This is a genomic window from Nonomuraea monospora (genome assembly GCF_039531895.1).
Classification (GTDB): domain Bacteria; phylum Actinomycetota; class Actinomycetes; order Streptosporangiales; family Streptosporangiaceae; genus Nonomuraea; species Nonomuraea monospora.
Map to the genome: position 1 here is coordinate 81,168 of NZ_BAAAQX010000007.1, position 24,229 is coordinate 105,396.

At 70.7% G+C, this 24,229-nt stretch carries 23 protein-coding genes and 1 pseudogene; 13 read left to right on the top strand and 11 right to left on the bottom strand.

Features of this window, described 5'->3' with window-relative positions; genetic code table 11:
• Positions 1-64: 64 nt before the first annotated feature.
• The 4 genes and pseudogenes from ABD331_RS60925 to ppk2 all read left to right on the top strand — a co-directional run.
• Positions 65-130 (top strand): annotated as a pseudogene (locus ABD331_RS60925) (pentapeptide repeat-containing protein); the annotation flags it as partial.
• Between the two features lie 74 nt (positions 131-204).
• Positions 205-918 (top strand): hypothetical protein, encoded by a 714-nt coding sequence (locus ABD331_RS15695; protein ID WP_344475159.1) that lies wholly within the window; start codon positions 205-207, stop codon positions 916-918.
• A 3-nt stretch (positions 919-921) separates the two neighbouring features.
• Positions 922-1,353: an RDD family protein gene (locus ABD331_RS15700; RefSeq protein WP_344475161.1), complete on the top strand. Its 432-nt coding sequence runs from the start codon at positions 922-924 to the stop codon at positions 1,351-1,353.
• 31 nt (positions 1,354-1,384) lie between these two features.
• On the top strand, positions 1,385-2,188 hold the full coding sequence (gene ppk2, locus ABD331_RS15705; RefSeq protein WP_344475163.1) for a polyphosphate kinase 2: 804 nt from the start codon (positions 1,385-1,387) through the stop codon (positions 2,186-2,188).
• A gap of 7 nt (positions 2,189-2,195) precedes the next feature.
• On the opposite strand, the gene ABD331_RS15710 is transcribed toward ppk2, so the two are convergent.
• Together ABD331_RS15710 and ABD331_RS15715 are read right to left on the bottom strand one after the other, a co-directional pair.
• Complete coding sequence (locus ABD331_RS15710) at positions 2,196-3,431, bottom strand: AI-2E family transporter (RefSeq protein ID WP_344475165.1); 1,236 nt, start codon at positions 3,429-3,431, stop codon at positions 2,196-2,198.
• A gap of 95 nt (positions 3,432-3,526) precedes the next feature.
• Complete coding sequence (locus ABD331_RS15715; RefSeq protein ID WP_344475167.1) at positions 3,527-4,315, bottom strand: alpha/beta fold hydrolase; 789 nt, start codon at positions 4,313-4,315, stop codon at positions 3,527-3,529.
• Between the two features lie 95 nt (positions 4,316-4,410).
• Between ABD331_RS15715 and ABD331_RS15720 the strand changes: the two genes are divergently transcribed.
• Entirely contained in the window at positions 4,411-5,049 is a 639-nt protein-coding gene (locus tag ABD331_RS15720) for a TetR/AcrR family transcriptional regulator (RefSeq protein WP_344475169.1), read from the top strand.
• On the opposite strand, the gene ABD331_RS15725 is transcribed toward ABD331_RS15720, so the two are convergent.
• The 4 genes from ABD331_RS15725 to ABD331_RS15740 form a co-directional block, all read right to left on the bottom strand.
• Positions 5,046-5,273: a hypothetical protein gene (locus ABD331_RS15725; RefSeq protein ID WP_344475171.1), complete on the bottom strand. Its 228-nt coding sequence runs from the start codon at positions 5,271-5,273 to the stop codon at positions 5,046-5,048. The genes ABD331_RS15720 and ABD331_RS15725 overlap by 4 nt on opposite strands.
• Before the next feature lie 14 nt (positions 5,274-5,287).
• Entirely contained in the window at positions 5,288-6,625 is a 1,338-nt protein-coding gene (locus ABD331_RS15730) for a TRAP transporter large permease subunit (protein WP_344475173.1), read from the bottom strand.
• 55 nt (positions 6,626-6,680) lie between these two features.
• On the bottom strand, positions 6,681-7,616 hold the full coding sequence (locus ABD331_RS15735; RefSeq protein ID WP_344475175.1) for an HpcH/HpaI aldolase/citrate lyase family protein: 936 nt from the start codon (positions 7,614-7,616) through the stop codon (positions 6,681-6,683).
• Positions 7,617-7,750: 134 nt separating this feature from the next.
• Entirely contained in the window at positions 7,751-8,926 is a 1,176-nt protein-coding gene (locus tag ABD331_RS15740) for a CaiB/BaiF CoA transferase family protein (RefSeq protein WP_344475177.1), read from the bottom strand.
• 69 nt (positions 8,927-8,995) lie between these two features.
• On the opposite strand from ABD331_RS15740, the gene ABD331_RS15745 reads away from it, so the two are divergent.
• Together ABD331_RS15745 and ABD331_RS15750 are read left to right on the top strand one after the other, a co-directional pair.
• A complete protein-coding gene (locus ABD331_RS15745; RefSeq protein ID WP_344475179.1) occupies positions 8,996-9,649 on the top strand; it encodes a GntR family transcriptional regulator in 654 nt (217 codons plus the stop codon).
• Positions 9,650-9,979: 330 nt separating this feature from the next.
• Positions 9,980-11,209, top strand: a complete 1,230-nt coding sequence (locus tag ABD331_RS15750; protein WP_344475181.1) for an FAD-dependent oxidoreductase — start codon at positions 9,980-9,982, stop codon at positions 11,207-11,209.
• Here ABD331_RS15750 and ABD331_RS15755 read toward each other — a convergent pair.
• Positions 11,113-11,952, bottom strand: a complete 840-nt coding sequence (locus ABD331_RS15755) for a Scr1 family TA system antitoxin-like transcriptional regulator (protein WP_344475183.1) — start codon at positions 11,950-11,952, stop codon at positions 11,113-11,115. The two genes, ABD331_RS15750 and ABD331_RS15755, sit on opposite strands and share 97 nt — an antisense overlap.
• A 241-nt stretch (positions 11,953-12,193) precedes the next feature.
• Here ABD331_RS15755 and ABD331_RS15760 point away from each other — a divergent pair, with 241 nt between their 5' ends.
• Both ABD331_RS15760 and ABD331_RS15765 read left to right on the top strand, forming a co-directional pair.
• Positions 12,194-12,814 carry a hypothetical protein gene (locus ABD331_RS15760; protein ID WP_344475185.1) on the top strand — a complete coding sequence of 207 codons (621 nt, stop codon included), beginning with the start codon at positions 12,194-12,196 and terminating at the stop codon, positions 12,812-12,814.
• Positions 12,811-13,509 carry an HAD family hydrolase gene (locus ABD331_RS15765; protein ID WP_344475187.1) on the top strand — a complete coding sequence of 233 codons (699 nt, stop codon included), beginning with the start codon at positions 12,811-12,813 and terminating at the stop codon, positions 13,507-13,509. The genes ABD331_RS15760 and ABD331_RS15765 overlap by 4 nt, the downstream gene beginning before the upstream one ends.
• 37 nt (positions 13,510-13,546) lie before the next feature.
• Here ABD331_RS15765 and ABD331_RS15770 read toward each other — a convergent pair whose 3' ends face one another.
• On the bottom strand, positions 13,547-14,749 hold the full coding sequence (locus ABD331_RS15770; protein ID WP_344475188.1) for an MFS transporter: 1,203 nt from the start codon (positions 14,747-14,749) through the stop codon (positions 13,547-13,549).
• A gap of 189 nt (positions 14,750-14,938) precedes the next feature.
• Between ABD331_RS15770 and ABD331_RS15775 the strand changes: the two genes are divergently transcribed.
• The gene (locus tag ABD331_RS15775) at positions 14,939-15,679 is read left to right on the top strand and encodes a GntR family transcriptional regulator (RefSeq protein WP_344475190.1); all 741 of its coding nucleotides are present in this window, start codon (positions 14,939-14,941) and stop codon (positions 15,677-15,679) included.
• Between the two features lie 6 nt (positions 15,680-15,685).
• Here ABD331_RS15775 and ABD331_RS15780 read toward each other — a convergent pair whose 3' ends face one another.
• Both ABD331_RS15780 and ABD331_RS15785 read right to left on the bottom strand, forming a co-directional pair.
• On the bottom strand, positions 15,686-16,936 hold the full coding sequence (locus ABD331_RS15780) for a winged helix DNA-binding domain-containing protein (protein ID WP_344475192.1): 1,251 nt from the start codon (positions 16,934-16,936) through the stop codon (positions 15,686-15,688).
• Positions 16,937-17,331: 395 nt separating this feature from the next.
• Positions 17,332-18,354, bottom strand: a complete 1,023-nt coding sequence (locus ABD331_RS15785) for a hypothetical protein (protein WP_344475194.1) — start codon at positions 18,352-18,354, stop codon at positions 17,332-17,334.
• 342 nt (positions 18,355-18,696) lie between these two features.
• Between ABD331_RS15785 and ABD331_RS15790 the strand changes: the two genes are divergently transcribed.
• The 3 genes from ABD331_RS15790 (at position 18,697) to ABD331_RS15800 (ending at position 23,378) form a co-directional block, all read left to right on the top strand.
• Positions 18,697-19,848: a hypothetical protein gene (locus ABD331_RS15790; protein WP_344475195.1), complete on the top strand. Its 1,152-nt coding sequence runs from the start codon at positions 18,697-18,699 to the stop codon at positions 19,846-19,848.
• 258 nt (positions 19,849-20,106) lie between these two features.
• Positions 20,107-22,149, top strand: a complete 2,043-nt coding sequence (locus ABD331_RS15795) for an AAA family ATPase (RefSeq protein WP_344475197.1) — start codon at positions 20,107-20,109, stop codon at positions 22,147-22,149.
• Entirely contained in the window at positions 22,146-23,378 is a 1,233-nt protein-coding gene (locus ABD331_RS15800; protein WP_344475198.1) for an McrC family protein, read from the top strand. The genes ABD331_RS15795 and ABD331_RS15800 overlap by 4 nt, the downstream gene beginning before the upstream one ends.
• 230 nt (positions 23,379-23,608) lie before the next feature.
• On the opposite strand, the gene ABD331_RS15805 is transcribed toward ABD331_RS15800, so the two are convergent.
• Entirely contained in the window at positions 23,609-24,130 is a 522-nt protein-coding gene (locus ABD331_RS15805; RefSeq protein WP_344475200.1) for a P-loop NTPase family protein, read from the bottom strand.
• Between the last annotated feature and the right edge of the window lie 99 nt (positions 24,131-24,229).

Genomic DNA, 24,229 nt, shown 5'->3' on the forward strand with positions numbered 1-24,229 from the left:
GCCGCCTCGCCAGGAAGTACAAGGCGCGGACGTACGCCGAACAGACGTCCACCGAGCAGACGTCCACCGAGCAGACCTCCACCGAGCAGACCTCCACCGAGCAGACCTTCGACGAGCAGGCGGACGATGAGCGGACGTACGACGAGCAGATTTCGGACGACCGGCAGCGGCACAACGAACCGGTCACCCCGAGGGGAGGACGCGATGACGGAGCGCGTGGGTGAGGCCCGTGCGAGCGGGCCTGAAGAGAGCGGCCCCGCGCAGGCGGCGGCGCCGGACGGCCCGGAGCAGGCGGAGGAGACGGTGCGGGACGGCGAGGACGACCGTCCCTCGATGCCGCGCATCGTGCTGGCCGGCACCGTGAACGCGGGGCAGCGCCTGCACCTGCTCTCCGACCCCGCGCCGCCCGCCGTGAACGTGACCGTCGGGCTGCTCGCCCAGGGCGCGCAGGCCGGCGAGCGGCTGATCGGCCAGTGCTCGGAAGGCGTGCGCAAGGTGGCCGGCCTGCCCGCCCCGTGGCTGCGCCGGGTGCTCGCCACAGCCGCGGAACGCGGTGAGGACGCCATCGCGGGCAGCAGCCGGCAGACCGCCGCCTGGCTGCGCGGGCCGGTGAGCGACACGGTCGCCAAGTCCACCCGCTCGCTGCTCGGCGGCCTGGTGACCAGGGCGGTCCGCCAGGCCGCCGAGACGCTGTCGCCGCCGGTCATCGACGCGGTGCTGCCGCACATCCGCGAGCAGGCGATCCCCGCCATCGTCGGCGACCTGGTGGCCGACCAGCGGCTGCGCGCCATGGTCGCCGCGCAGGGACGCAGCGTCATGGCCTCCATGGCCGACGAGCTGCAGGCCAAGATCGCCAGCGCCGACGACCGGGCCGAGGCCGCCTTCCAGCGGCTGCGCCGCGGCGGACCGGCGACGTAAGGGATGAGCCCGCCGAACTACGCCGGGATCGTGTCGCGGCTGATGGCCGTGCTGATCGACGCCGCGGCGCTCACAGTCGTGACCCCGATCGCCGTGCTCGGCCCGCCGATGATGTGGCAGTCCCTGGCGGGCACGCCGCCCGCGTGGTTCACCTCGAGCTTCCAGATCGCGGGGGCGACGCTGCCCCTCGTCTACTTCTCGCTCGCCTGGTGGGCGACCGGGCAGACCCTCGGCGGGCTGGTCCTGGCGATCATGGTCCGGCGCGCGGACGGAAGCCGCGTCGGCCTGTTCCGGGCCGCGCTGCGGGCCACGCTCGGCCTGCTGTTCGCCCCGATCTGGTTCTTCGGGATGATACTGGTGCTGGTGCAGGCACACCGCAGGGCCATGCACGACCTGGTGTTCGGCACCGTCGTGGTGCGAAAACCGGCCCGGTGACGCGGGCCGTCAGAGGAAGGACCGCCGCCCGATGACCGCCGACAGGATGCCCCGCAGGCAGTACGAGAAGCAGCTCCTGGAGCTGCAGGCCGAGCTGGTCAAGATGCAGGAATGGGTGAAGGCGGAAGGGCGGCGGCTGGTCGTCGTCTTCGAGGGGCGCGACGCGGCCGGCAAGGGCGGCACGATCAAACGGGTCTCGGAGTACCTCAACCCCCGCGTGGCCAGGATCGTCGCCCTGCCCGCGCCCACCGAGCGCGAGCGCACCCAGTGGTACTTCCAGCGGTACGTGGAGCACCTGCCGGCCGCCGGCCACATCGCGCTGTTCGACCGGAGCTGGTACAACCGGGCCGGCGTCGAGCGGGTGATGGGCTTCTGCACCCCGGACGAGTACACCCGGTTCCTGCACCAGTGCCCCATCTTCGAGCGGCTGCTGGTCGAGGACGGGATCCTGCTGCGCAAATACTGGTTCTCCGTCAGCGACAAGGAGCAGGAGCGGCGCTTCCGTGACCGGCTGGAGGACCCCCTGCGGCGCTGGAAGCTGTCGGAGATGGACCTGGAGTCGATCACGCGGTGGGAGGAGTACTCCAGGGCCAAGGACGAGATGATGGTGCACACCCACATCGCCGAGGCGCCCTGGCACGAGGTGGAGAGCGAGGACAAGCGGCGGGCCCGGATCAACATGATCTCCCATCTGCTGTCGTCGGTGCCTTACCAGGACGTCAAGCAGTCGGAGCTGAAGATTCCTGAGCGGCCGAAGTCCACCGGGTACCGGCGGCCGGCGCGGCACGTCGACATGCGCGTTCCGGACGTCACGGGCGCGGAGAAGCGCGACTGAACCCGGCTCAGCCGCGCGCGGTGCGCCCGCCGTCCGCCTCCGGCCCCACCCCCGACCGCGCCTCCTCCCCCGGCCGCGCCTCCGCTCCTGCCTTCGCCTCCGCTTCTGGCTTCGGCTTCGGTGAAGGCGCCTCGCCGTCCGGGGGCGCGCCGTCCCCCGGGGTCGCGGCCTCCACCAGCTCCTGCCGCTTCACGAACGTGTCGATCAGCGACAGCAGCATCGCCACCACCGGCACGGCCAGCAGAGCCCCCACCGCCCCGAACAACGACGCCCCCAGGATCACCCCGGCGAACGCCACCCCCGGATGGATGTCCACCGACCTCCCGCTGATCCGCGGCTCCAGCGTCAGGTTCTCGACCTGCTGGTAGAGCACCCCCCACGCCAGCGCGGCCAGCCCGATCCACGGCCGCGGCGACACCAGCCCGACCACCGCGGGCAGCGTGATGGCGATGTAGGTCCCGATGGTGGGCACGAACTGCGCGACGAGCCCCGTCCACAACCCGAGCGCCAGCCACGACGGCATCCCGAGCACGAGGAAGACGACGGCCGAGGTGACGGCGTTGATGGTGGCCAGGAGGAGCCGCGCCCACACGTACCCGCCGGTCTTGACGAGGGACACGTCCCAGATGGTGAGGAAGACGCGCTGGAGGTTGGCGGGCATGAGCCGGGCGAGCCACACCCGCAGGCGTGGCCCGTCGGCCGAGAGGTAGAAGATCAGCAGCAGCAGCGTGAAGGTGTTGACGAGCGCGCCGGTGAGGGTGCCGAGCAGGCCGAGGACGTTGCCGAGCACGTCCTGGGCGTACTGGGCGGCCTGTTGCGGGGTGAGGTTGAGCGAGGTGAGGATGTCGGCGATCTGGTAGTTGGTGCCGAAGCGTTCGTTCACCCAGGCGACGGCGCCGGTGAGGATGTCGGGCAGCTCCCGCACCAGGACGGCGACCTGCTCGGCCAGCAGGCTGCCGAACAGGTAGAGGAAGATCGCCGCGAACAGGAAGATCGCCACCATCACCAGCAGCGCCGCCGCGCCGCGGCGCATGTGCCGGGCCAGGCGGCCGACGGCGGGCTCCATGGCCAGCGAGGTGAACCAGGCGACGATCACCACGACGATCAGCCCGCCCGCGTCCGCCAGCACGAAGCGCGCGAAGAGCACCACGGCGAGGACGGCGACGACGGCGAGCGCGGCCCGCCACACGTTCGCGGGCGAGAGCAGCACGCGCACGGACCGGGGCTCCTCCTGCTGCGTCATGGTCTCTCCCTGGGGGTCGCATACCGGGCAGTGCGCAGCGTACGACTGCACGAGGTGATTGCCCAGCCTTGATCCCCTCAGTCCTCCGTCTTGACCTACGAAGCGGCGAGGAAGTCGTCGATCATGGAGGCGAGCCATTCCGCGCGGTGCACGAGCGTGACGTGCGTGGTGCCGGGCAGCACGGCCAGCCGCGCAGGCGGCAGCCCGACCTGGTCGCCGGCCACCCCGCCGCCCCGCAGGCGGAACGTCTCGACGGCGTGCTCGGGGCGGATGATGTCGGAGTCGCCGATGACCAGCATCGTGGGCGCCTGGATCGACCGCACGTCGTCGGCCGTGGGGTTGCGGAGGGTGCGCATGAGGTCGCTGACCTTGTCGACCAGCGCGGGGAAGTCCTCGGGGCGGGGGGCGAGCTGGAGGTACTCGTCGTGGAAGGGCGAGCCGATGAGGTGCTCGGGCCGCAGCGTCTCGAAGCCGTCGGACAGGCCGGGGTGCAGGCCCTCCGCGGTGAAGGAGAACGAGGCGAGGATGAGCTTGCGGACGAGGTCCGGCCGCGTGAGCGCAATCTGGAAGGCGATGGTGGAGCCGAGGCTGTAGCCGAGGACGTCGGCCTGGCGGATGCCGAGGTGGTCGAGGAGCGCGGCCACGTCACCGGCGATGAGCTGGGGCGACAGGGGCCGGTCGATGTCGGCGGTGCGGCCGTGGCCCTGGAACTCGACGGCGATCACCTGCCGGTTCTTGGCCAGGTGCGGCAGGAGCTTGCCGAACGAGGTGCCGATGGCGGAGAAGGAGCCGTGGATCAGGACCAGCGGGTCGCCGGCGCCGTGGATCTCGTAGTACATGCGCAGGCCGTTGACGGGGGCGTAGTCGCTCTTGTGATTGGTCATGTGACCATGGTGCGGGGCCGCGCTTACGCTCTCCTTCAGGTTCTCTTAGCGTACGAAAGTAGAACGGAACCCTACGTTCCCATACACTGCGAGGTATGAGCAGCGCACCCATGAGCGGCCGCAAGGCGCAGGCCGCACGCAACGACGAGCTGATCCTCCAGGCGGCGCGGGCGGTCTTCACCGCCGAGCCCGGCGCCCCCATCGCGGCCGTGGCCGAGAAGGCGGGCGTCGGGATCAGCGCGCTCTACCGCCGCTACCCCAGCAAGGAGGCGCTGCTGCAGAAGCTGTGCGGGGACGGGCTGCGGCTCTACGTCGAGGTCAGCGAGCGGTCGCTGGCCGACGACGGCGACCCGTGGGAGGCGTTCGCCGGCTACCTGCGCGGCATCGTGGACGCCGACTCCAGCTCGCTGACGATCAAGCTGGCGGGCACGTTCACGCCGACGCCGGAGCTGCGCGAGCTGGCGGCCAGGGCGTCGGGCCTGGCCGTCGAGGTGCACGGCCGCGCGGTGGCGGCGGGCGTGCTGCGGCCCGACGTGACGGTGGCCGACATCGCGCTGCTGTTCGAGCAGCTCGCCTCGATCAAGCTGGGCGGCGAGGAACGCGCCGCCGAGCTGCGCCACCGCTACCTGACGCTGACGATGGACGCCCTGCGCGTCCCCCCGGCGCACCGCGACCTGCCCGGCGCGCCGCCGCGGGACGAGGAGCTGTCGGCCCGCTGGGTGCCGCGCGGCTAGTCCTCGCCCGTCTTCCAATGGAACAGGTACGACATCACGAAGCCGAGCAGCCCGGTCACCCCGGCAGACACGGTCATCGCCATGCCGAGCGCGGACACCGCCCCGGACACCAGGCCGGGGCTGCCGATGACGAGGCCGGCCGCCTGCACCAGCACGACGACCACGCCGAGCGTGAGGAACAGGACCAGGCCGATTTTGAACAGGACCATGACGATGCTCTTCATGACGCGGGCTCCTCTCAGATCGGCAGCACGCCGGTCGCGACCAGCACGCCGAGTACCAGGCTGGGGATGACGAACCAGACGATCAGGCGGCCGAACGTCCTGGCCGGGTCCACCTGGGCGATGCCGCTGGCGATGTAGATGGGGGCCGCTCCCGGCGGGGACGCCCCCTCGGTCGAGGCGAAGATCATGATGGCGGTGGCCGCGGCCGCCGGGGCGATCCCGGCCGCGGTCAGCGCGCTGAACGCCACCCCGCCGACGGCGGCGATCGTCGCGGTGCCGGTCAGCGGCGCGGCGATGACGACGAGCAGCAGGCCGACGATGGCGGCGATGACCGCGGCGGGCGCCTCCACGCTGCGCAGGATCGTGGTGAGCTGGTCCACCAGGCCCAGCTCGCCCAGGCTGGCGGCGGCGGCGAACGCGAAGAACAGCGTCGCGCCGATGACGGCGTACCTGGGGGCCATCTCGCCGAGCAGCTCGCTCCAGGCGCGGCCGGTGCGCGGCAGCCGCCTCCACGCCACCGCGAACGTGGCCAGCACGGTCAGCACCGGGATCCACACGATGATGCTGATGTCGCCGGCCGCCTCGCCGACCCGCGACTCCATCAGCGCCACGCCGAAGTCCAGCGTCATCAGCACCGGGACCAGGATGCCCGCGTACACGAGCAGCGACGTCCACCCGGCGCGCAGCGCCGCCCGCAGCGGCACGAGGTCGGCGGCGTCGGTGGCCGCGATGTTGTGCCGGCGCACCCACAGGAACACCACCACGAACCGGTAGGCCACCGTCCACAACCCGCCCACCAGGGCGGGCACGAAGAGCTGGTCGGCCGTCAGGACGGGCGCCACCGCGGCCGAGCCGAGCAGCAGGAACATCGAGGAGCTCGGCGGGATCGAGATGCCCAGCCCGGCGTTGCCCGCCACCAGCGAGGCGGCCAGGTCGGGGCGCCAGTTCGACCGGATCATCCACGGGATGGTGACCGAGCCGACCGACGCGGCGATCCCGGAGCCCGACCCCGACGGGCCGCCGAGCAGCGCGGCGGCCGACGTCGAGACGTAACCCGCCCCGCCGCGCAGCCTTCCGAAGATCGAGTTGAGTACGGTGACCTGCTCCTGGATGAGGCCCAGCCTCGTGAGCAGGTATCCCATGAAGACGAAGGCCAGGGCGGCGAAGACGACCTCCTGGGCCATGGCGTCGACGATGCCCGCCCAGGCCAGCTGGAAGAAGTCGGCGCCGCCGAAGAGGCACACGCCTGCGAAACCGATGAGCATCGCTTCACCGATGTTGCGTTTGAGCACGCCGTTCCAGACGACGATGACGACGATGTAGGCGATGAGCGCCCATACGGCGATTCCCATGGCGAATGACCTCCAATGGGGGTAGTGCTGGGGGTGAGGGTGTGCAGGCCGGTGGTCAGGCGCCGGATTCCGGCGAACCGGGCGCGGCCGGGGGCGGGTCTGGTGGGCCGGGCGGGGTCGGGGTCGGGTCTGGTGAGCCGGGCGGGGTCGGGGTCGGGTCGGTGAGGCGGTGGGCCAGGTCTACGGTGCGGCGCGCCCTGACGACGATCGGCGCGTCCACGAAGCGCCCGTCGGGCAGCGCCACCGCGCCGACGCCCGCCTGCTCGGCCCGCTCCGCCGCCGCCACGATCTCGGCGGCCCTGGCGACCTCCTCCTCCCCCGGCCGGAACGCCCGCCTGATCGCGGGGATCTGACGCGGATGGATGGCGGTCCTGCCGAACAGCCCGAGCGCGCGCCCCGCCCGGCAGGAGGCGAGCAGCCCTTCCTCGTCCTTGACGTCCGGATAGACGGACATGGGCACCGGCGGCAGCCCCGCCGCGGCGGCAGCGAGGACGACCTGGAGCCTGAGGTGGTTCAGCGCCTGCTCGCCGGTGACGGCCAGCTCGGCCGCCAGGTCCTGCTCGCCGAGCGCCACTCCCACCACGCGCGGGTCCGCGGCGATCTCGCGGGCCGCGAGGATTCCGGCCGCCGACTCCAGCAGCGCGTACGCGGGCGCACCGGCGAGCGCGTCGAGCACGTCCGTCGACTCGACCTTCGGCAGCCGTACGGCGTCGGCGAGGTCACCGACGGCGGCCAGGTCGTCGCGCCCGCGGGCGGTGGCCGGGTCGTTGACCCGCACGTGCACCTCCAGCGCCCCCGGCTCAGGCCGGCCGCCGTCCCGGCGGGCGCGCAGGAAGGCGACCGCGTTCCGCCGCGCCTCGTCCTTGCGCACGGGCGCGACCGCGTCCTCCAGGTCGATGATGACCACGTCGGCGCCGGACGCCTCGGCCTTGGCGAACCGCTCGGGCCGGTCGCCGGGCACGTACAACCAGGTCACAAGCAGCCGGCTCACGGGCGGCGGCGTCACTGGCGGGCTCACGGGCGGCGGGCTCCCGGGCGGCGGGCTCACGGGCGGCTGGGTCAGAGGCGCGGCCCCGGGCGGCGGCGTCACAGGCGAGGTCCCGGGGGGCGGCGTCACAGGCGGGGTCACGCGATCACCCCGTCCTCGCGCAGGGCGGCGATCCGTTCGGCGGCGTAGTCCAGTTCGCCGAGCACCTCGTCGGTGTCGCTGCCGATCGCCCGCCCCGCCCACTTGATCTCACCGGGCGTGTCCGACATCCGGAACAGCACGTTCTGCATGGTGAGCGTGCCGAACTCCTCGTCCGGCACCTCCACGAACGTGTTGAGCGCCGCGTACTGCGGGTCCTCGGCCAGGTCGGTGACGTCGTAGATGGGCGCGACGGCGGCCTGCACCTCCTCGAACCTGGCGATGACCTCGTCGGCGTCCCGCTCGGCGATCCAGGAGGCGACGGCCTCGTCCAGCTCGTCCACGTGCTGCACCCGGCCGTGGCCGCTGGCGAACCAGGGCTGTTCGACCAGGTCGGGCCGTCCGACGAGGGTGACCACGCGTTCGGCGATGGGCTGGGCGCTGGTGGAGATGGCCAGCCAGCGGCCGTCGCGGGTGCGGTAGGTGTTGCGCGGCGCGTTGCTGCTGGAGCGGTTGCCGGTGCGCTGCTGGACGAGGCCGAGCGCCTTGTAGATGCTCATCTGCGGGCCGAGCAGCCCGAGGATCGGCTCGATGATCGCCATGTCGATGACCTGGCCGCGCCCGGTCTGCTCGCGGGCGTGCAGGGCGACCATGACGGCGTACGACATGGCCAGGCCCGCGATGCCGTCGGCCAGGGCCAGCGGCGGCAGGGTGGGCGGCCCGTCGGGCTCGCCCGTCATGGCCGCGAAGCCGCTCATGGCCTCGGCGAGCGTGCCGAACCCTGGCCGCTTGGCCATCGGCCCGAACTGCCCGAACCCGGTCATCCGCGCCACGATCAGGCGCGGGTTGAGCTTGAGGAGGTCCTGCGGGTCGAGGTTCCAGCGTTCGAGGGTGCCTGGGCGGAAGTTCTCGATCAGCACGTCGGACCGTTCGGCCAGGCGGCGCAGGATCTCCTGCCCCTCGGCACGCGACAGGTCCACGGCGGCGGCGCGCTTGTTGCGCGACAGCGTCTTCCACCACAGGCCGGCGGCGCCGTGCCCGCGCGAGGGGTCGCCCCGGCGGGGGTGCTCGATTTTGATCACGTCGGCGCCGAAGTCGCCCAGCATCATGGCCGCGGAGGGCCCGGCGAACAGCGTCGCCGCGTCGATGACCCTCAGGTCGGCGAGGCTCGTCATGAGTATGTAACTTATAAGAAATATGTCATAGGTCAAGACCGTGGCCGAATCTGCGAGACACTTGACGACATGTCACCCACCGAGCCCCGTCCGCCCATGAGCAAGGCCGACTACGTCTACACCGTGCTCCTGGAGGAGATCCGCACCGGCCGGATCCCCGGCGGGACGGCGCTGCGCGCCGGGGAGGTGGCCAAGCGCCTCGGGGTCTCGGTCACGCCCGTCCGCGAGGCGCTGCGCAGGCTGGAGAAGGACCGGCTGATCAGCTACGAGGCCCACCACGGCGCGACCGTCGTCGACCTGGGCGACGAGGCGCTGGCCGAGTACTACGGGGTGCGCGCGGTCGTCGAGGGGCTGGGGGCGCGGCTGGCGGCCGGCCGGATCACCCCGGCCGAGCTCGCCGAGCTGCGCGAACTGCACGTCGCGATGGCCGAGGACGCCGCGCAGGGCAGGCACGACCGGCTCGGCGAGCAGAGCAGGCGCTTCCACCTGCGCATCGTGGACATCGGCGGGCCCGCCTTCCTGGGCGAGCACGCCCGGTCGGTGCGCAACAGCTTCCCTGTGCCCGCCGAGGCGTCATTGTGGCTGGACGAGACGCAGGTCAAGGCGCAACTCGAAGCCCACCAGGGCATCCTGACGGCCCTGGAGGCCGGTGACGCCGAGACGGCCGAACGCATCATGATCGATCACGTGCGCCGCGCCGGCGAGTTCCGCCAGCACCACTGACCCGCACCCCCACCCCACACCACCGCTTCCCGCACCCATAACCCCCCACCCCCTCTCCACACCCGCTGCCCGCACCACTCACCTCCGCCTCCCCACGCCACCTCCCTACGCCACCTCCCCACGCCACCTCCCTACGCCACCTCCCCACGCCACCTCCCCACGCCACCGGCCCACACCCCCGGCCCGCGCTCTGCGCCTTCCCGCGCCACCTCCCCACGCCCTGCGCCTTCCCGCACCCACGCATGCCAACACTTGTTGGCCAACAGGCGTTGACACACCTGTCTCCCCCGATCTACCGTTGTGCCAACAGCCGTTGACCAAGGAGTCGACATGAACGCCGAAGTGCTGATCGTCGGAGCCGGCCCCGCCGGACTCACCGCCGCCGTCGTCCTCGCCCAGCGCGGCAGAACCGTCGTGATCGTGGACGCCCAGCCCGAGGGCGCCAACACCTCCCGCGCCGCCGTCGTGCACTCCCGCACCCTGGAGGTCCTGGAGCCGTACGGGGTGGCGGGCAAGATGGCCGCGCACGGCGTGCACACCCCGGTCTTCACCATCCGCGATCGCGACAAGGTCCTGGTGCCGGTGCCCTTCGACGGCCTGCCCACCGCCTACCCCTACACGCTGATGATCTCCCAGGCCGACACCGAGGCGTACCTGCTGGCCCGCCTGGAGGAACTGGGCGGCAAGGTCATCAGGCCCGCCCGGGTGACCACGGTCGAGCAGGACGCCGACGGCGTCACCGCCGTCCTGGACGACGGGGAGCGCATCCGCGCCGCTTACGTGATCGGCGCCGACGGCCTGCACAGCACCGTCCGCCAGAGCGCCGGGATCGGCTTCACCGGCGGCACCTACGCCGAGTCGTTCGTGCTGGCCGACGTCCGCCTGACCGGCGGGGTGCCGCGCAACGAGGTCATCCTGTACTTCTCCCCCGCCGGGCTGGTCGTCGTCGCCCCGCTGCCCGGCGGGCTGCACCGCATCGTCGCCACCGTGGACGAGGCCCCCAAGGAGCCCGGCATCCCCTTCGTCCAGCACCTGCTCGACACCCGCGGCCCTGAGGCCGAGCCCGCGCGGGTGGAGGAGCTGGTCTGGAGCTCCCGCTTCCGGGTGCACCACCGCATCGCCGACACCTACCGGCAGGGCCGCGTCCTGCTGGCCGGCGACGCCGCCCACGTGCACTCGCCCGCCGGCGGCCAGGGCATGAACCTCGGTATCGACGACGCCGTCCACCTGGGCGAGGCGCTGGCCCGCGTGCTCGGCGGCGAGCCCGGCGACCTGCTCGACGCCTACGCCGCCACCCGCCGCCCGCAGGCCGAGCAGGTGGTCGCCCTCGCCGGGCGGCTGACCGCGCTGGCCACCGCCGCCTCGGGCCGCCGGGTGCTGCGCAACCTGGCCCTCGCGCTGGCGGGCCGCATCCCGGCCGTCCGCAAGCGCCTGGCCTGGCAGCTCTCCGGCCTCAACAGGCGTCAGCCCATGGCGAGCGTGGCGCGAACCCCGTCCAGCACCTCGGGGGTGGACTCGACGGGCAGCGCCGACAGCGACAGCCGCGCGAACGCCTGCTGATGCTCCTCCACCCGCCGCCGGTCCTCGATGACGACCGGGGCGTGCAGCAGGTGCAGCACCAGCGCGTCCGCCCGGTCCTGCTCGGGGAAGCGCAGCAGCGTGAACGGCGGCCCCTGGTAGAGGTAGCCGGTCTCGCGGACGGGCCGCGCGATCTGCACGGCGAGGTGCGGCTGCTTGGCGGCCTTGGCGAGCGTGTCGAGCTGGGCGAGCCGATCTTCTGGACGGCCGAGCGGCGGGTCGACCAGCGCCGCCTGGTCGAGCACCGTCCACAGGTGCGGCCCCTGGTGCCGGTCGAGCACCCGCTGCCGGACGGCGACCAGGTCGGCGGCCGTCGCGGCCTGCTCGTACGTGGCCCCGGCGGGCAGCGCGGCCAGCGCGGCCGACAGCGCGTAGGCGGCGCTCTGCAGCAGCGCGGGGACCTGCAGCGGGCAGTACGTGTAGATGATCTGCGCCTGGTCCTCCATCTCCAGGAACGCCGACAGCCCCAGCGGCACGCCGGGCGCGTCGTACCAGCCGGGCACCCGCTCCTCCCGCAGCAGCGACAGCAGCCGGCCCACGTGCTCGCCGTGACCGTACAGCTCAAGGAGAGTGCGCACGGTGGCCTCGCGCGGCGCCACCAGCCCGTGCTCGATCCGGAAGATCGTGGAGGTGTTGAGCCCCGCGGCGTCCGCCGCGGACTTCATCGACAGCCTGGCCGCGGCGCGCAGGGAGCACAGCCGGGCCGCGACAACGCTTAACTGCATACGTCTGTCACAACCATCGATGACAAATATCAGCGTTTACACCTGGTCTATTGAAACCGAGTGACGGGTGTTGCACGATGGCCACTCTAGTGGTCTGACACGTCATGCATACGCCAATCGGAAAGGCAGAGAAACTGTGGCGGACGCGTGGATACTCCATCCCGACTACCGGACTCCTCCGGCCCCCACAGACATCGGCCTCTCCCCCGGACCATGGCGGCACCCCGACGGGGGCCAGATCATGAACGGCACCTATGAGCGTCCCCTTCCCAAGCGCAGGGTCGAGGTCGTGACCGTCTGGTACGGCCACGCGCTCTCCCACTGGCGCGGCCCCCGCATGCCGCGGTTCAGCAGCCCGATGGTCTCGGCCTGGAACCCGGTGCTGGCGCAGGGCCTGGCCGTCGATCCGCACGCCCCGGCACCCTACCGCGACGAGCTGTGGTGTGACCGATGGATAGCTGAGGCCTTGCTGTACGGGCGCAAGCCGTACGGGGCGTTCACGCTGCCCGCCGACGAGGCGATGCGCTGGTTCGCCAAGAGCGGCGGCACGAACCTGGTCTACCGGGCCGAGGTGGACGGCGAGCTGGTGCGGGTGGTGGCGGGCACGTCCGAGCGGTACGGGCAGCTCTTCGACCTCGACGCGCTGATCGCCGACTACCGGGAGGCGCTGCCGAAGGAGCTGGCGGAGCGGGAGGCGCAGGCCCTGGACGCGCACCGGCCCTTCTCCCCCGCGCTGAACTACGTGCTCGCGGAGAACGCCGAGGCGCTGTTCGCGCAGGCCGCCCTGTCGGTGCGCGGCCTCACGCTCGGCTACCCCCCACGCGAAACCGCGGCCCGCATCGGAGCGGAAGCCGCCCAGTGAGCCTGCGCGGGATCAAGGCCATCCTGTTCGACCTCGACGGCACCCTGTTCGACCACCGCGCCGCCGCCGACGCCGGCATCACGGCGTGGGTCGCGGGCCGCTTCCCGGGCCATCCGCGCCTGGCGGAGGCGGCGGCGATCTGGGCGGAGCTGGAGGGGCCGTACCTGGCGATGTGGCAGGCGGGCGAGTGCACGCTGCAGGAGCAGCGGCGGCTGCGCCTGACCGCGCTGTGCGAGGAGCTGGCCGTGCCCGTCCCCGACGACCTGGACGACGCCTACGCCGGGTTCGCCGAGCTGTACCGGCGGCACTGGGCCGCCTTCCCCGACGTGGCGGGGGCGCTGGCGGGGCTCGACGGGTACGCGCTGGGGGTGCTGACCAACGGCACGCTGCCGATGCAGGAGGCGAAGGTCCGCGCGATCGGGCTGGCGGGGGTGGTCGGGCCGGTGCTGACGGGCGAGGTGCTGGGCGGGCACTTCAAGCCTGCCCCCGCCTGCTACACGGGGGCGGCGGCGGTGCTGGGGCTGGAGCCGCGGGAGGTGGTGCTGGTGGGTGATGACGTGGCCAACGACGTGACGGGGCCCGCGGTGATCGGGATGCGCTCGATCTGGCTGGACCGGCTCGCGACCGTGCCGCCGCCCGCCGGGTTCCCCCGCATCACGTCGCTGACGGAGCTGCCGCAGCTCGTCGCCCGCTGACCGTCATCACTTGGGCTCCAGGCCCGCCGAAGCCCGATCACTTGGGCTCCAGGCCCGCCGAAGCCCGGCGTGCGCTGATCGTCATCACCACGAGCGCGGCCAGGACGAGGGCGGCCCCGGCGTACAGCGGCGCGGTGTAGCCGAGCCCCGCGCTGATGGCCAGGCCGCCGAGCCAGGCGCCGAGGGCGTTGCCGACGTTGGAGGCCGACACGTTGGCGCTGGCGGCGAGCGGCACCCCGTTCGCGTAGTCGGTGACGCGGGTGATCATGCCGGGCACGCCCGCGAACCCGAACAGCCCCAGCAGGAAAACCAGCACCACCGCCGCGACGGGACTGGCCGCCAGCAGCCCGAACGCGAGGAGCGTGACCGCGAGACCGGCCAGGGAGACGATCAGCGTGCGATCGCGGTCGAGGTCTGCGGCCCGCCCACCGGCCAGGTTCCCGATCACCAGGCCGGTCCCGTACACCACGAGCAGCCAGGCGACGTCGGCGGCCGAGAAGCCGCTGACCAGGGTGAAGGTGTAGGCGATGTAGCTGAACGCGCCGAACATGCCGCCGTACCCGAGCGCGGTGGCCGCCAGCGTCAGCCAGACCTGCCAGGAGCGGAACGCGTGCAACTGGGCCCGCAGCCCGCTCGGCCCGGAGCCCGCCGACGGGTGCGCCCGCTCGACCGCGCCCGCCCAGCCGGGCACCAGCGCCGCGATGGCGACCAGCGCGAGCACCCCGATCACCGTGATCGCCCAGAACGTGGCGCGCCACCCCCACCGCTCGCCGACCAGCGCGCCGAACGGCACGCCCAGCACGTTCGCCAGCGTCAGCCCGGCGAACATCACCGCCACCGCCCGCGACGCCCGCTCCGGCGGCACCATGCGCCGGGCGACGAGCGAGCCGATGCCGAAGAACGAGCCGTGGCACAACGCGGCGACGACCCGCCCGAGCAGCATCATCGGGTAGCCGGACGCCACGGCGGACAGCAGGTTGCCCGCCACGAACAGCGCCACCAGCCCGACGAGCACCGGCTTGCGGGGCAGCGTCCCGGTGGCGGCGGTCACCACGATCGCGCCGACGGCGACGCTCAGCGCGTACCCGGAGATGAGCCAGCCCGCGGCGGCCTCGGAGACGCCCAGCCCCACGCTCACCTGCGGGAGCAGGCCCGCGATCACGAACTCGGTCAGGCCGATCCCGAAGCTGCCGAGGGTCAGCGCGATGAGTCCGGCGGGCAGCCGTGCCTGCTTGGTCATCCGGACATCATCCACCGGGCGTGCGGGTCGCGTGATCGCGGGGTCTCTTGATCGTACGAGCGTCCCGCGAGACACCCCCACCACCCGAACGCCGACGGCGACGACTGCGACTGCGGCTGCGGCTGCGGGGACACCTGAGCTAACACGTTAGTTTGTCCGGACATTATGACCTCGGTTAAGCTGATCAGCATGACCGCGAACCTGGCCATCGACCTGGACCGGTCCAGCCCCGTGCCGCTTTACTTCCAGGTCGCCGAGCAGATCGCGGAGGCGATCCGCCGCGGCGACCTGGCCCCCGGCTCTCGGCTGGACAACGAGATCCTGCTGGCCGACAAGCTGGGCCTGTCGCGGCCCACCATCCGCCAGGCCATCCAGTACCTCGTCGACAAGGGCCTGCTGGTACGCAAGCGCGGCGTCGGCACCCAGGTGGTGCACGGGCAGGTCAAGCGCTCGGTCGAGCTGACGAGCCTCTACGACGACCTGCGCCGCTCGGGCCAGGAGCCTGCCACGCAGGTGCTGGCCCTGGAGTCCCGGCCGGTGGAGGAGGAGATCGCCCCCATCCTGGGCGTGGAGCCCGGCTCGCCGATCCTCTACCTGGAGCGGCTCCGCTTCGCCGCCGGAGAACCCCTCGCGGTCCTGCACAACTGGCTGCCGCCGGGCCTGGCCCCGCTCACGGCCGCCGACCTGGAGGGGCGCGGCCTGTACGAACTGCTGCGCGGCGGCGGCGTACGGATGCGGGTCGCCAACCAGCGCATCGGCGCCCGCGCCGCCACCCCGGCCGAGGCCCGGCTGCTGGCGGAGCGCCGGGGTGCGCCGCTGCTGACGATGGTCCGCACCACCTACGACGATCAGGGGCGGGCGGTGGAGCACGGCTCGCACGTCTACCGTGCCTCGCACTACTCGCTGGAGGTCACGCTCATCGAGCGCTGACCGCCGTCAGAACGGCGGGTCCTCGCTGCACCCCTGCGTCATCCAGGCCGCGGGATCGTCCTCCTTCTCCGTCAGGCACCACTCGATGTTATGCAGGACCCAGGGACCGGTCTCCGTCTCCTGCATCCGGCGCAGCACCGGATGCAGGTCGCGCAGGCCGAATTGGCGGACGACGACGACGCCGTGTGAGCGGAGAAGCGGATCGTCATCCGCCAGGAGCCGGCGGGCCACGTCGGCGAGGACGTCCTGCTGAAGGTCCTCACCGTTCCAGCCCCAGGGCCAGGCCAGCCGGTACGCCGCCCGCCGGCGCCGTTCGAGGTCCCGGCATCCCAGCTCCGGCAGCAGATCGGCCGGGGTGAGCCTGCCCAGGGTGCCGAGCGCCTCCAGGGCCGGCGGATCACAGGACCTGGCGTGCCGTGCGATGTCGTCCGCGATCGCCTCGGCGTCGTCCAGCGGACGCCCGTGCCGGTGCCGGTCCCAGCGTGCCAGATCCCACATCTCGGCCCGCACCATGGGGTGCGGATCGGTCATCATGGCGCCGGTCAAGGCGGCCCAGCCGCCTTCACTGACGGCGGGCAGTTGCAGCAGCGACTCCCCCGCACGCGCCCGGCGCTCCGCTGACGGGTCGTCGGCGAGCGCGGCGACCAGTTCGGCCTCCTCCAGTGGCAGCCGCTCGCCGAACCAGCCGACGTCGTAACCGGCGACCGCCTCGTCCAGCCACCGCTCGTACCAGGCCAGGAAGTCGGCGTCCTCGGTCACGTACGGGCCGACCGGTCCTCCGTGGTCGAGATTGAAGACCCGCCCCCGCGCCGGCCCCGTCACGGTCAGCTGCGTGACAAGTGAGCACCCGTGCTCGGCGATGCTCAGCGTGCCCCGCAGGAAAACGTCATCCGGCCCCGGCGGATCCTCGTACCGTTCCTCCCAGTCGCCGACGTAACGCGGGCCGGGCAGGTACGGACTGGGCTGAGCCAGGTGCCCCGACCGGCGGCGCGTACAGCAGGAGGTGTCGAGCTCGCGTAACCCACAGCCCGGCCCCGCGCCACCGCCGGCCAGCTCCGTGACGAACAACCGGTACGCCGAGGGGAGCGTGATCTCGTGCCGCTCCTCGAACTCGGCCACCACGGCCTCCGGCAGCGGCGGCTCGAGCTCGAACCCGTGCGCGTCCGTACCGAAGGCGTCCGGCCGGATGGGCATGGCCCGCACTGCGGCGAGCTTCCCGGCGATCCGCTCCAATCTGGAGTGATCGGTATCGAGCATCCGCTCAGTGTAGGCGTCGCGGTGGCGATCCAGCGTCCGGCGCGCGACAGTCCCTGTCCGCCGTCCTGGGCGCCGGTACGCGAGCTTGCCTATGCGTGAGGTGAGCTGGTCGAAGCCGGCAGCGCGGGGTTACGGGCGTGGTTGAGCAACCAAACCTGGAGGTCCCGAGCGGGCATGGGCGAGTGTCTCGCAGGTCTGCCAGCCAGCGCTGTAGCCATTCGGGCAGCCACTTGGATCCTGCACAGAGCTGAGGGGAGGGGCTTGCTTCTCGGGGCGAGGTTTCGTGGCGTGGCCGGGCTGGGGCAGGGGGAGTCGGCCCGCTCGGGAGGCGGCGTGAGGGTGACGCCCGCGTCGGCTGATCGTGGGTTCCCGCGCATCCGGTCGAGGTCTTAAGGCTACGAGAACGGGTGCATGTACGGACGGTCTTTGACCCGGTCGTAGATGCGGCGCAGCCACGGCTGCCTGATCGGGGCCAGTTGCTCCAGCGCGCGGAGGAACACCCGCCCATCAGGACGGAAGAGAGCGGTCGGCAGCAGTGGGGGTGAATCATCACGGCGGACCTCGGCGGGCATCCCGCGCGCCGCCGGCACGAGCCGCCGATCGTCATGGAAGGCCAGGTACGTCCACACGTCCGAGGCCAGCGGCACCACCGTTCCCGCGTCGCACGGCCAGACCTCGCCGGTCTGCGGATGCCTCGGCACCAAGGCGATGTCGGTGATGCCTGTGGACAGGCCGGGCCCGGCCAGGGCGAGGTGCCGTTCCGGTGGCCCCGCTGGAAGCAGGCCGTCGATCACCCGGCGGAACGCCGTCGCGACGAGTCCGTCAGGGACGGATACCCGCTTACCGTCCGAGGCCGGCAGCAAGTGCGCCAGTGCCACCGCGACTGCGGCCTCCCAAGGGGCGCTCCAGCAATCACGCGGGTCGGCGGGTGGCATGCTGGGCAATTCCTCCCAGTCCATCACCTGCTGGACGGGGCCGGCGACGGCGACGGGGCGTACGGCGTCCGGTTCGAGCCACACCACCTGCCAGAATCCGCAATCGTCGACGCGGGTCGCCACCGGGCAGCCGCATGTCGCGCAGGCGAGGTTGGGGCCGTATTGGCCGTCCCAGCCGCAACAGCAGCCGCCCAGCCGTTCAGGGATGAAGACGGTTCCGCGGACGTCACCCGGCGCGATGCCGATCCTGTTCGGGGGACCCGTGATGCGGTACATCTGCGATCGGACGCGGTGTTCTTCCGGCTCGGGTTCCCATGCTTGCCAGGGTCGGCCGTTTCCAGGGTCCACGGCGTATGTTCCTGGCTCCAGCAGGTTGGGGAGCAGGCCATGGCCGTACTTCTGGCTGGAGTGGTCGGGGAGTGCCACCCGCGCCACCTTCGCGGTGATCACGGCACCGCATGCTGTACAGGCGAAAACGACCAAGCAGTCTCCTTCGTCGGATCGATGCCATCAGGCCGGGATGCGAATCCAGGCCCTGAGCTGGGGGAAACAACGTCCTCGCGGGCCCACGTGACTGCGTGATCCCACGTCACCACCCTTTCCTTTACCGCCGGCGCCACAAGGGCTTGAGATTGCGGAGGCACACTTCGTCGGACGATCTTTCCCGATCCTAGGGGGCCGGAAGGCCGCCGATGTGTCCGACCGCTCACGTGTAGATCGATCATTACGCTCGGAGACACTCATCGCACTCACCGTCCCGAGTGTGATGTGCGACTATCGAACTCCCCCGGGTAGAAAGGGTCGCCCTCTGCGAGAGGAGGACGCATGAGCGTTGTTCTGGCGGTGCTCGGAGTCGTCGCCTCGATCGCCGGCATCGTCCAAACAGTGGTCGTCATCATCGAGAGGGCCGAGCGCAAGCGCCGCGAACTGCAAACCGCCACTTCTGAGCGCACGCGAGACAGCGTCAGCGGTCGAACGGTGTTACGCCGCAAGGACGCGGCGTCCCACATCGAGCCGCCCTGGAATCCAGACCTGGTCGGCAGCTCATGGCGCTCCGCTCTCGCGTACCTTCTGGGGTTTGTCGGAGGTTTGATCTTCCGTCGTGATCAACGGCCCGACGTGCGCTTCCACGCCGTGCAGTCAATCCTGATAGATATCGTGGCCGTCGTGTCCTTCTTGGTCACGCTGGTTCTGGTGGGCGTTTACGCCTCCATTCGGTACCAGGGGACCCAAGCCGAGATCCCGTCGGACGACCTCGTCATGTGGACCTGGGCGCTCGCATCCATGCTGGGGCCGCCTGCCTTGCACCTTCTCCTGACCATCTTGACGCTCACCGGGCGGAGCCCTCGTGTCCCGCTCCTCTGGAAGGTCGCGGCCACCGTCACCGCTCGCCCGGCCGAGGACACGAGCCGAATCCCCAACCTGGCGAGTCCCCTCTCTTCTCGGCCGCTGCCGAGACAGCCCGAAGGTACTGCGGTCGCGAAAACCACCTCGACTGCCCATGCCTTCGATCCCGTCTGGGGCCGTATCGAGCGGTACGCGGGCGAGGCGTTCCGGCTACGGCGCGGCGGCACCTTCACATATCGGTTACGCGACAATGAGGTCTACCCTGACCGGACGAAGATTGGTATTCATCGGTCCAATTTCGTCCGCGCGTGGGAGCGCAGACCGCTTTCGGGGCCCGGACAGCTCAGCAAGGACATCATCGGTCCGTCGTACGTCTACGCGATCCTTACCGATTCACGGATCGCAGCGGAAGAAGGGTCCGTCGCGCGTCACATGTCAACCGAACTGATTGAGGAAAGACCGTACGAATCAGCGCTGCACCATGGACGGCGCGCGGCCCAAGGCCGATGTTCCTGGCACGGCCGAACCTGCGAGGAATCAGTGGTCGCCAGTGTCTTAACACGGGATAAGGGCGGCGAGACGTGGCACGCCGTCTGCCAGCGCGCTTTGAGCGCGCTTCGTGGCGACTGATGGGACACCCCACGCGGAGGACGTCTCGAACAGTCTGCCAATCGTCCCTGGATCGGAAGTAACGGCATGCTGGATTCCTGAGGAAGTGTTGGAGACTTCACGCGGAAAGGGCTCATGGTGGATGGGGAACAAGGCGTCATCGTATGCCGAGCGGCACGCCGAGTAGTCGAAAGTGGTGTTCTGACCGGGGGGTCATCGTTCGCTCCCGGCCTGCGCGCCTGGACAGCGGATGCCGCGGACGAGTTGTTCCGCCGGTTCGTGGAGAACTTCGACGAGTCCTCGGACGAGTTCCTGGTCAAGCTCAAACGACAGATCGCCGAGGGTAGCGACGAGGCGATCGTGCTCGCCGCCGAACTGCTCTATCTCAACGTCATGCCGTTGAGCCCGGCCACGATCGGCGTGAATCGCAAATTCGAGATCCTGGGCAGCGTGTTGTCGTGGGTGTCTTTCGAGGTGCAGGTGCCCGAGGAGTTGGCCGGGGCGGCCTCACCGGGTTATATGAAGGGCGGCCAAGCGTTCCTCAACTACCGCTGGGCCCAGTTCGCGTTCCTCATCCGCCTCACACAGCTGATGGTGAAGCTACCGCTCGCCGAACGGGAATCGGCTCTGCGGGATCCGTGGCGCTTCCGGGACCTGGCCGAATCGGTGCTCACCGACTACGACGGCAAGTCGCGGGCCCGCGCCCAGTTCCACGTGCTGCTGTTCTTACTGTTTCCCGACGTGTTCGCCCCGGTCTCCGTCGAGCGCAACAAGCGGCTCATCCGCGATGCCTTCGCCGACCGGCTGGTCGAGCCCACAGGGGATCTCGATCGTGACATCCACGCCATCCGCCAGCAACTGGAAGCTGAACACGGTGGACGGTTCAGCTTCTATGACGAGCCCTGGCGGTCCCGCTGGGAGCCGCCTCCCCCGCCACGGTCGCAGAAGGGCTGGCTGGTGCGCGGGGCCAACGTCGACGGCGTCAACGCGATCCCCCAGTGGCTAGCCGGTGGCTTCTGCTCAGTCAGCTTCTCGGACATCGAACAGCTACCGGCCGGCGCGTCCCGGCAGCAGGTCAAAGACGCTGTCGCTGCCGGGCTTCCCGACGCCAAACAAGGCAGGAAGGACGTCGCGGCCGGGCAGCTATGGCGTTTCCTCAGCGGCTTCCAGCCCGGAGATCTCATCGCGACCGTCGACGGCGATGCCGTCTATGTCGGCACCATCACCGGCGACGCGTATCACGACGACTCCGCCGGCCGTGGCCTGGCTCGCCGCCGCTCGGTCGAGTGGAATCCCAGTCCTGTAAGCCGCCAGTCCCTCCCCGAGGAAGCCCAGGCCAAGCTCAAGACCGCGATGACGATCGGCGAGCTGACCAGTGTGATCGCGGCGCTGGCCACCAACGCCGGGCTGGAGGAACAGCTCACCGACGAGGTGCTGGCCCAGGACGAGACCCGCGACCTGATCGTCCCGGCACTCACCCAGGCGTTCGCCGACGATCTGCTCATGCCGCTCGGCTGGCTGCAGGAGACCGCCGACCTGCTGGCCGCCAAACGGCAGATGATCCTGTACGGCCCGCCCGGCACCGGCAAGACTTACCTGGCCACCAAGCTCGGTGAGGCGCTGGCCGGTCCCGATCGCACCAGGCTGGTGCAGTTCCACCCCTCCTACGGGTACGAGGACTTCATCGAAGGCTTCCGCCCCCGGCTCGGCGAGAACGGCATGATCGGCTTCGACCTGGTGCCCGGCCCGTTCAAGAACGCGGTGGAGGCGGCCGAGAAGGAGCCGGATCGGCCATATGTCCTGGTCATCGATGAGATCAACCGCGCCAATCTGGCCAAGGTGTTCGGCGAGTTGTACTTCTTGCTGGAGTACCGCAACCATGAGATCACCCTGCAGTACTCGCCGGACGAGCCGTTCAAGCTGCCCAAGAACGTGTTCGTCATCGGTACGATGAACACCGTCGACCGCTCGGTGGCGTTGATCGACGCGGCCATGCGCCGCCGGTTCGTCTTCCGCGCCCTGGCCCCGGACCGGCTCCCTGTCGATGGGTTGCTACGCCGCTGGCTGGAGCGCGAGAGACTCTCCGTTCTGCCCGCGCTCCTGCTGGAAGAGGTCAACCGCCGTCTGAGTGACCCCGATCGCGCAGTCGGCCCTTCCTACCTGATGACGCCCAACGTGGCCACCCGGCGCGGGCTGGAACTCATCTGGACGGCCGAGATCCTGCCCCTGCTGGAAGACCAGCTCTACGGCAAACTTCATGACATCGAGGCCGAGTTCGGCCTGCCGGTCCTGCTCGACGCGCTCGGCCACACTCTGCCATGACCCTGCGGCTCCACCTCGCCGAGGCCACCACCGGCCCGCCCCTGCCCCTGAGTCCGGCGCAGGTCGCCACGCTGGCCACCGTCCCCCTGCTGGTCACCATGACCCCGACCGCGGGCGGACGGTGGCGGCTCGCGGGCCGCCAGCGCGTCGGGACCGTACGGCTTGGCCACAACGACGGCGCCATCGAACTACGCATCCAGCCGAAACTGCCCGTCCGGCGGCTCCTCGGCCTGCTCGGTGATAACGACGACATCTGGCAACACCGCCAGATCACCGCCGCCACCGACGACCTGCTCGTGCCCGCGCTGGCCACCGTGTTCGCCCGCGCGGCAGAGCGTGTGCTCCGCGGCGGGGTTCTGCACGGCTATGTCCACCGCGAGGACGCTCTCACCGTCGTGCGGGGCCGGATCCGGACCAGCGCCCAGCTGAGCCGCCGGATGGGGCTGCCCACCGCGATCGAAGTCGCCTATGACGACTACCTCGCCGACATTCCCGAGAACCAGATACTGCTCGGCGCCATCGAACTCGCCCAGACCCTGCCCGACATCGCGGAAACCACGATCACGCTGCTGCGCCACCTGAGCGGGCGACTCGTCGGAGTGGTTCCCGTCCGGCCCGGGGCACCGCTGCCGCCCTGGCGGCCGACCCAGCTCAACGAGCGCTATGCACCCGCGCTGAAGTTGGCTGAACTGATCCTGTCCGGGGCCTCACTACAACAGGAGGGCTCGCGGGCGATAAAGATCGACGGGTTCGTCATGAACATGGCCAAGATCTTCGAACGATTCCTCACCAGACAACTTGCCGCTGGGCTTTCGCCGCACAACTTTCGTTGTGTCGCCCAGCAGGGGCACCAGCTCGACCAGCAGCTGCGGGTGCTCTTTCAGCCCGACATCCTCATCTGTCGCGACGGGCGGCCCTTCGTTGTCGTGGACGCGAAGTATCGGACTCTGGACGGTGCTCCGCCAACGGAGCACCTGTTTCAGCTGATCTCCTACTGCACCGCTCTCGGCCTCACCGAGGGGCATCTCGTCTATGCCTCCGGGACGCCGTCGGCGCAGCCGTACCGGATCAAGAACTCGGACATCAGCGTGCACGCGCACGTTCTGGATCTCGGCCAGAGACCCGCTGACCTTGCATCCGCCGTAGCCGCGTTGGCCGACCGGCTCACAGCACGTTCCGAGGGGCCAGACATGGCGACGGCCCTTCTGCCAGGCACCCACGAAGAGTGACCACCCCAGCCGCCGGCCTCCCAGACGGTGGTGAACACGCGAAGTGCCAGCAGCATGTCCGGTCGAGTCGCCGCATCGAGTCCTCGCGCCCGGCCAGCCAGGAATCCGGCCAGGGATCGGACAGCAGTACCGACGCCTGGGCTCCCTGTCCGGGGGCTGCCGCGCACAGCTTGCAGCAGCGGGACTACCGCATCGAGCTGGCACCGGCTGACCGGCAGGGCTCCGGCGGCTCACAGCGCGCTCAGCAGCCGCTCGGAGTCGGCCCGCGAGCCGATCCGAACGAACGTCAGGTGCGCGTTGCCCGGATCAGCGGCAGCACGCCGGTACCGCTCCCGGTAGTCGGCATGCCTGCTCCAAGCCCACCAAATGATCGACTCATCCTTCGAGAACAGGAACCGGAACGACTCCTTGTTCCCGTTCCACAGCTCGGCCCCGGTGGCCATCCGCCACAACGTCCTCCGCAGCAGCCGCCGCATGACCGTGACGCGGGGCAGGTCGAACCAGACGACGGTGTCGGCGCGCGCCCACACCAGGTCCCGTGCGGCGGAGTAGTTGCCGTCCACCACCCATGCGTCGCCGAGCGTGAACTTGTCCACCTCGGCCCGGAAGTCGTCCTGCGGCTTCGGCGTCCAGTTCTGCAGGTGGAAGACCGAGTCGAGCTCAAGGCACGGCACCCCGAGCCGGGCCGCGAGAGCCGCGGCCAGGGTGGACTTTCCTGAGCCTGAGTTCCCCACCACGGATACGCGTCGCACCGCGCCACTGTAGTCGTCCGCGCCTCCTCGTCCCAGATTCCGGACGGGTTACTTTCTCTTTTCGTCACCCCCGCAACCCTTGGCAACACACCTCCCGGA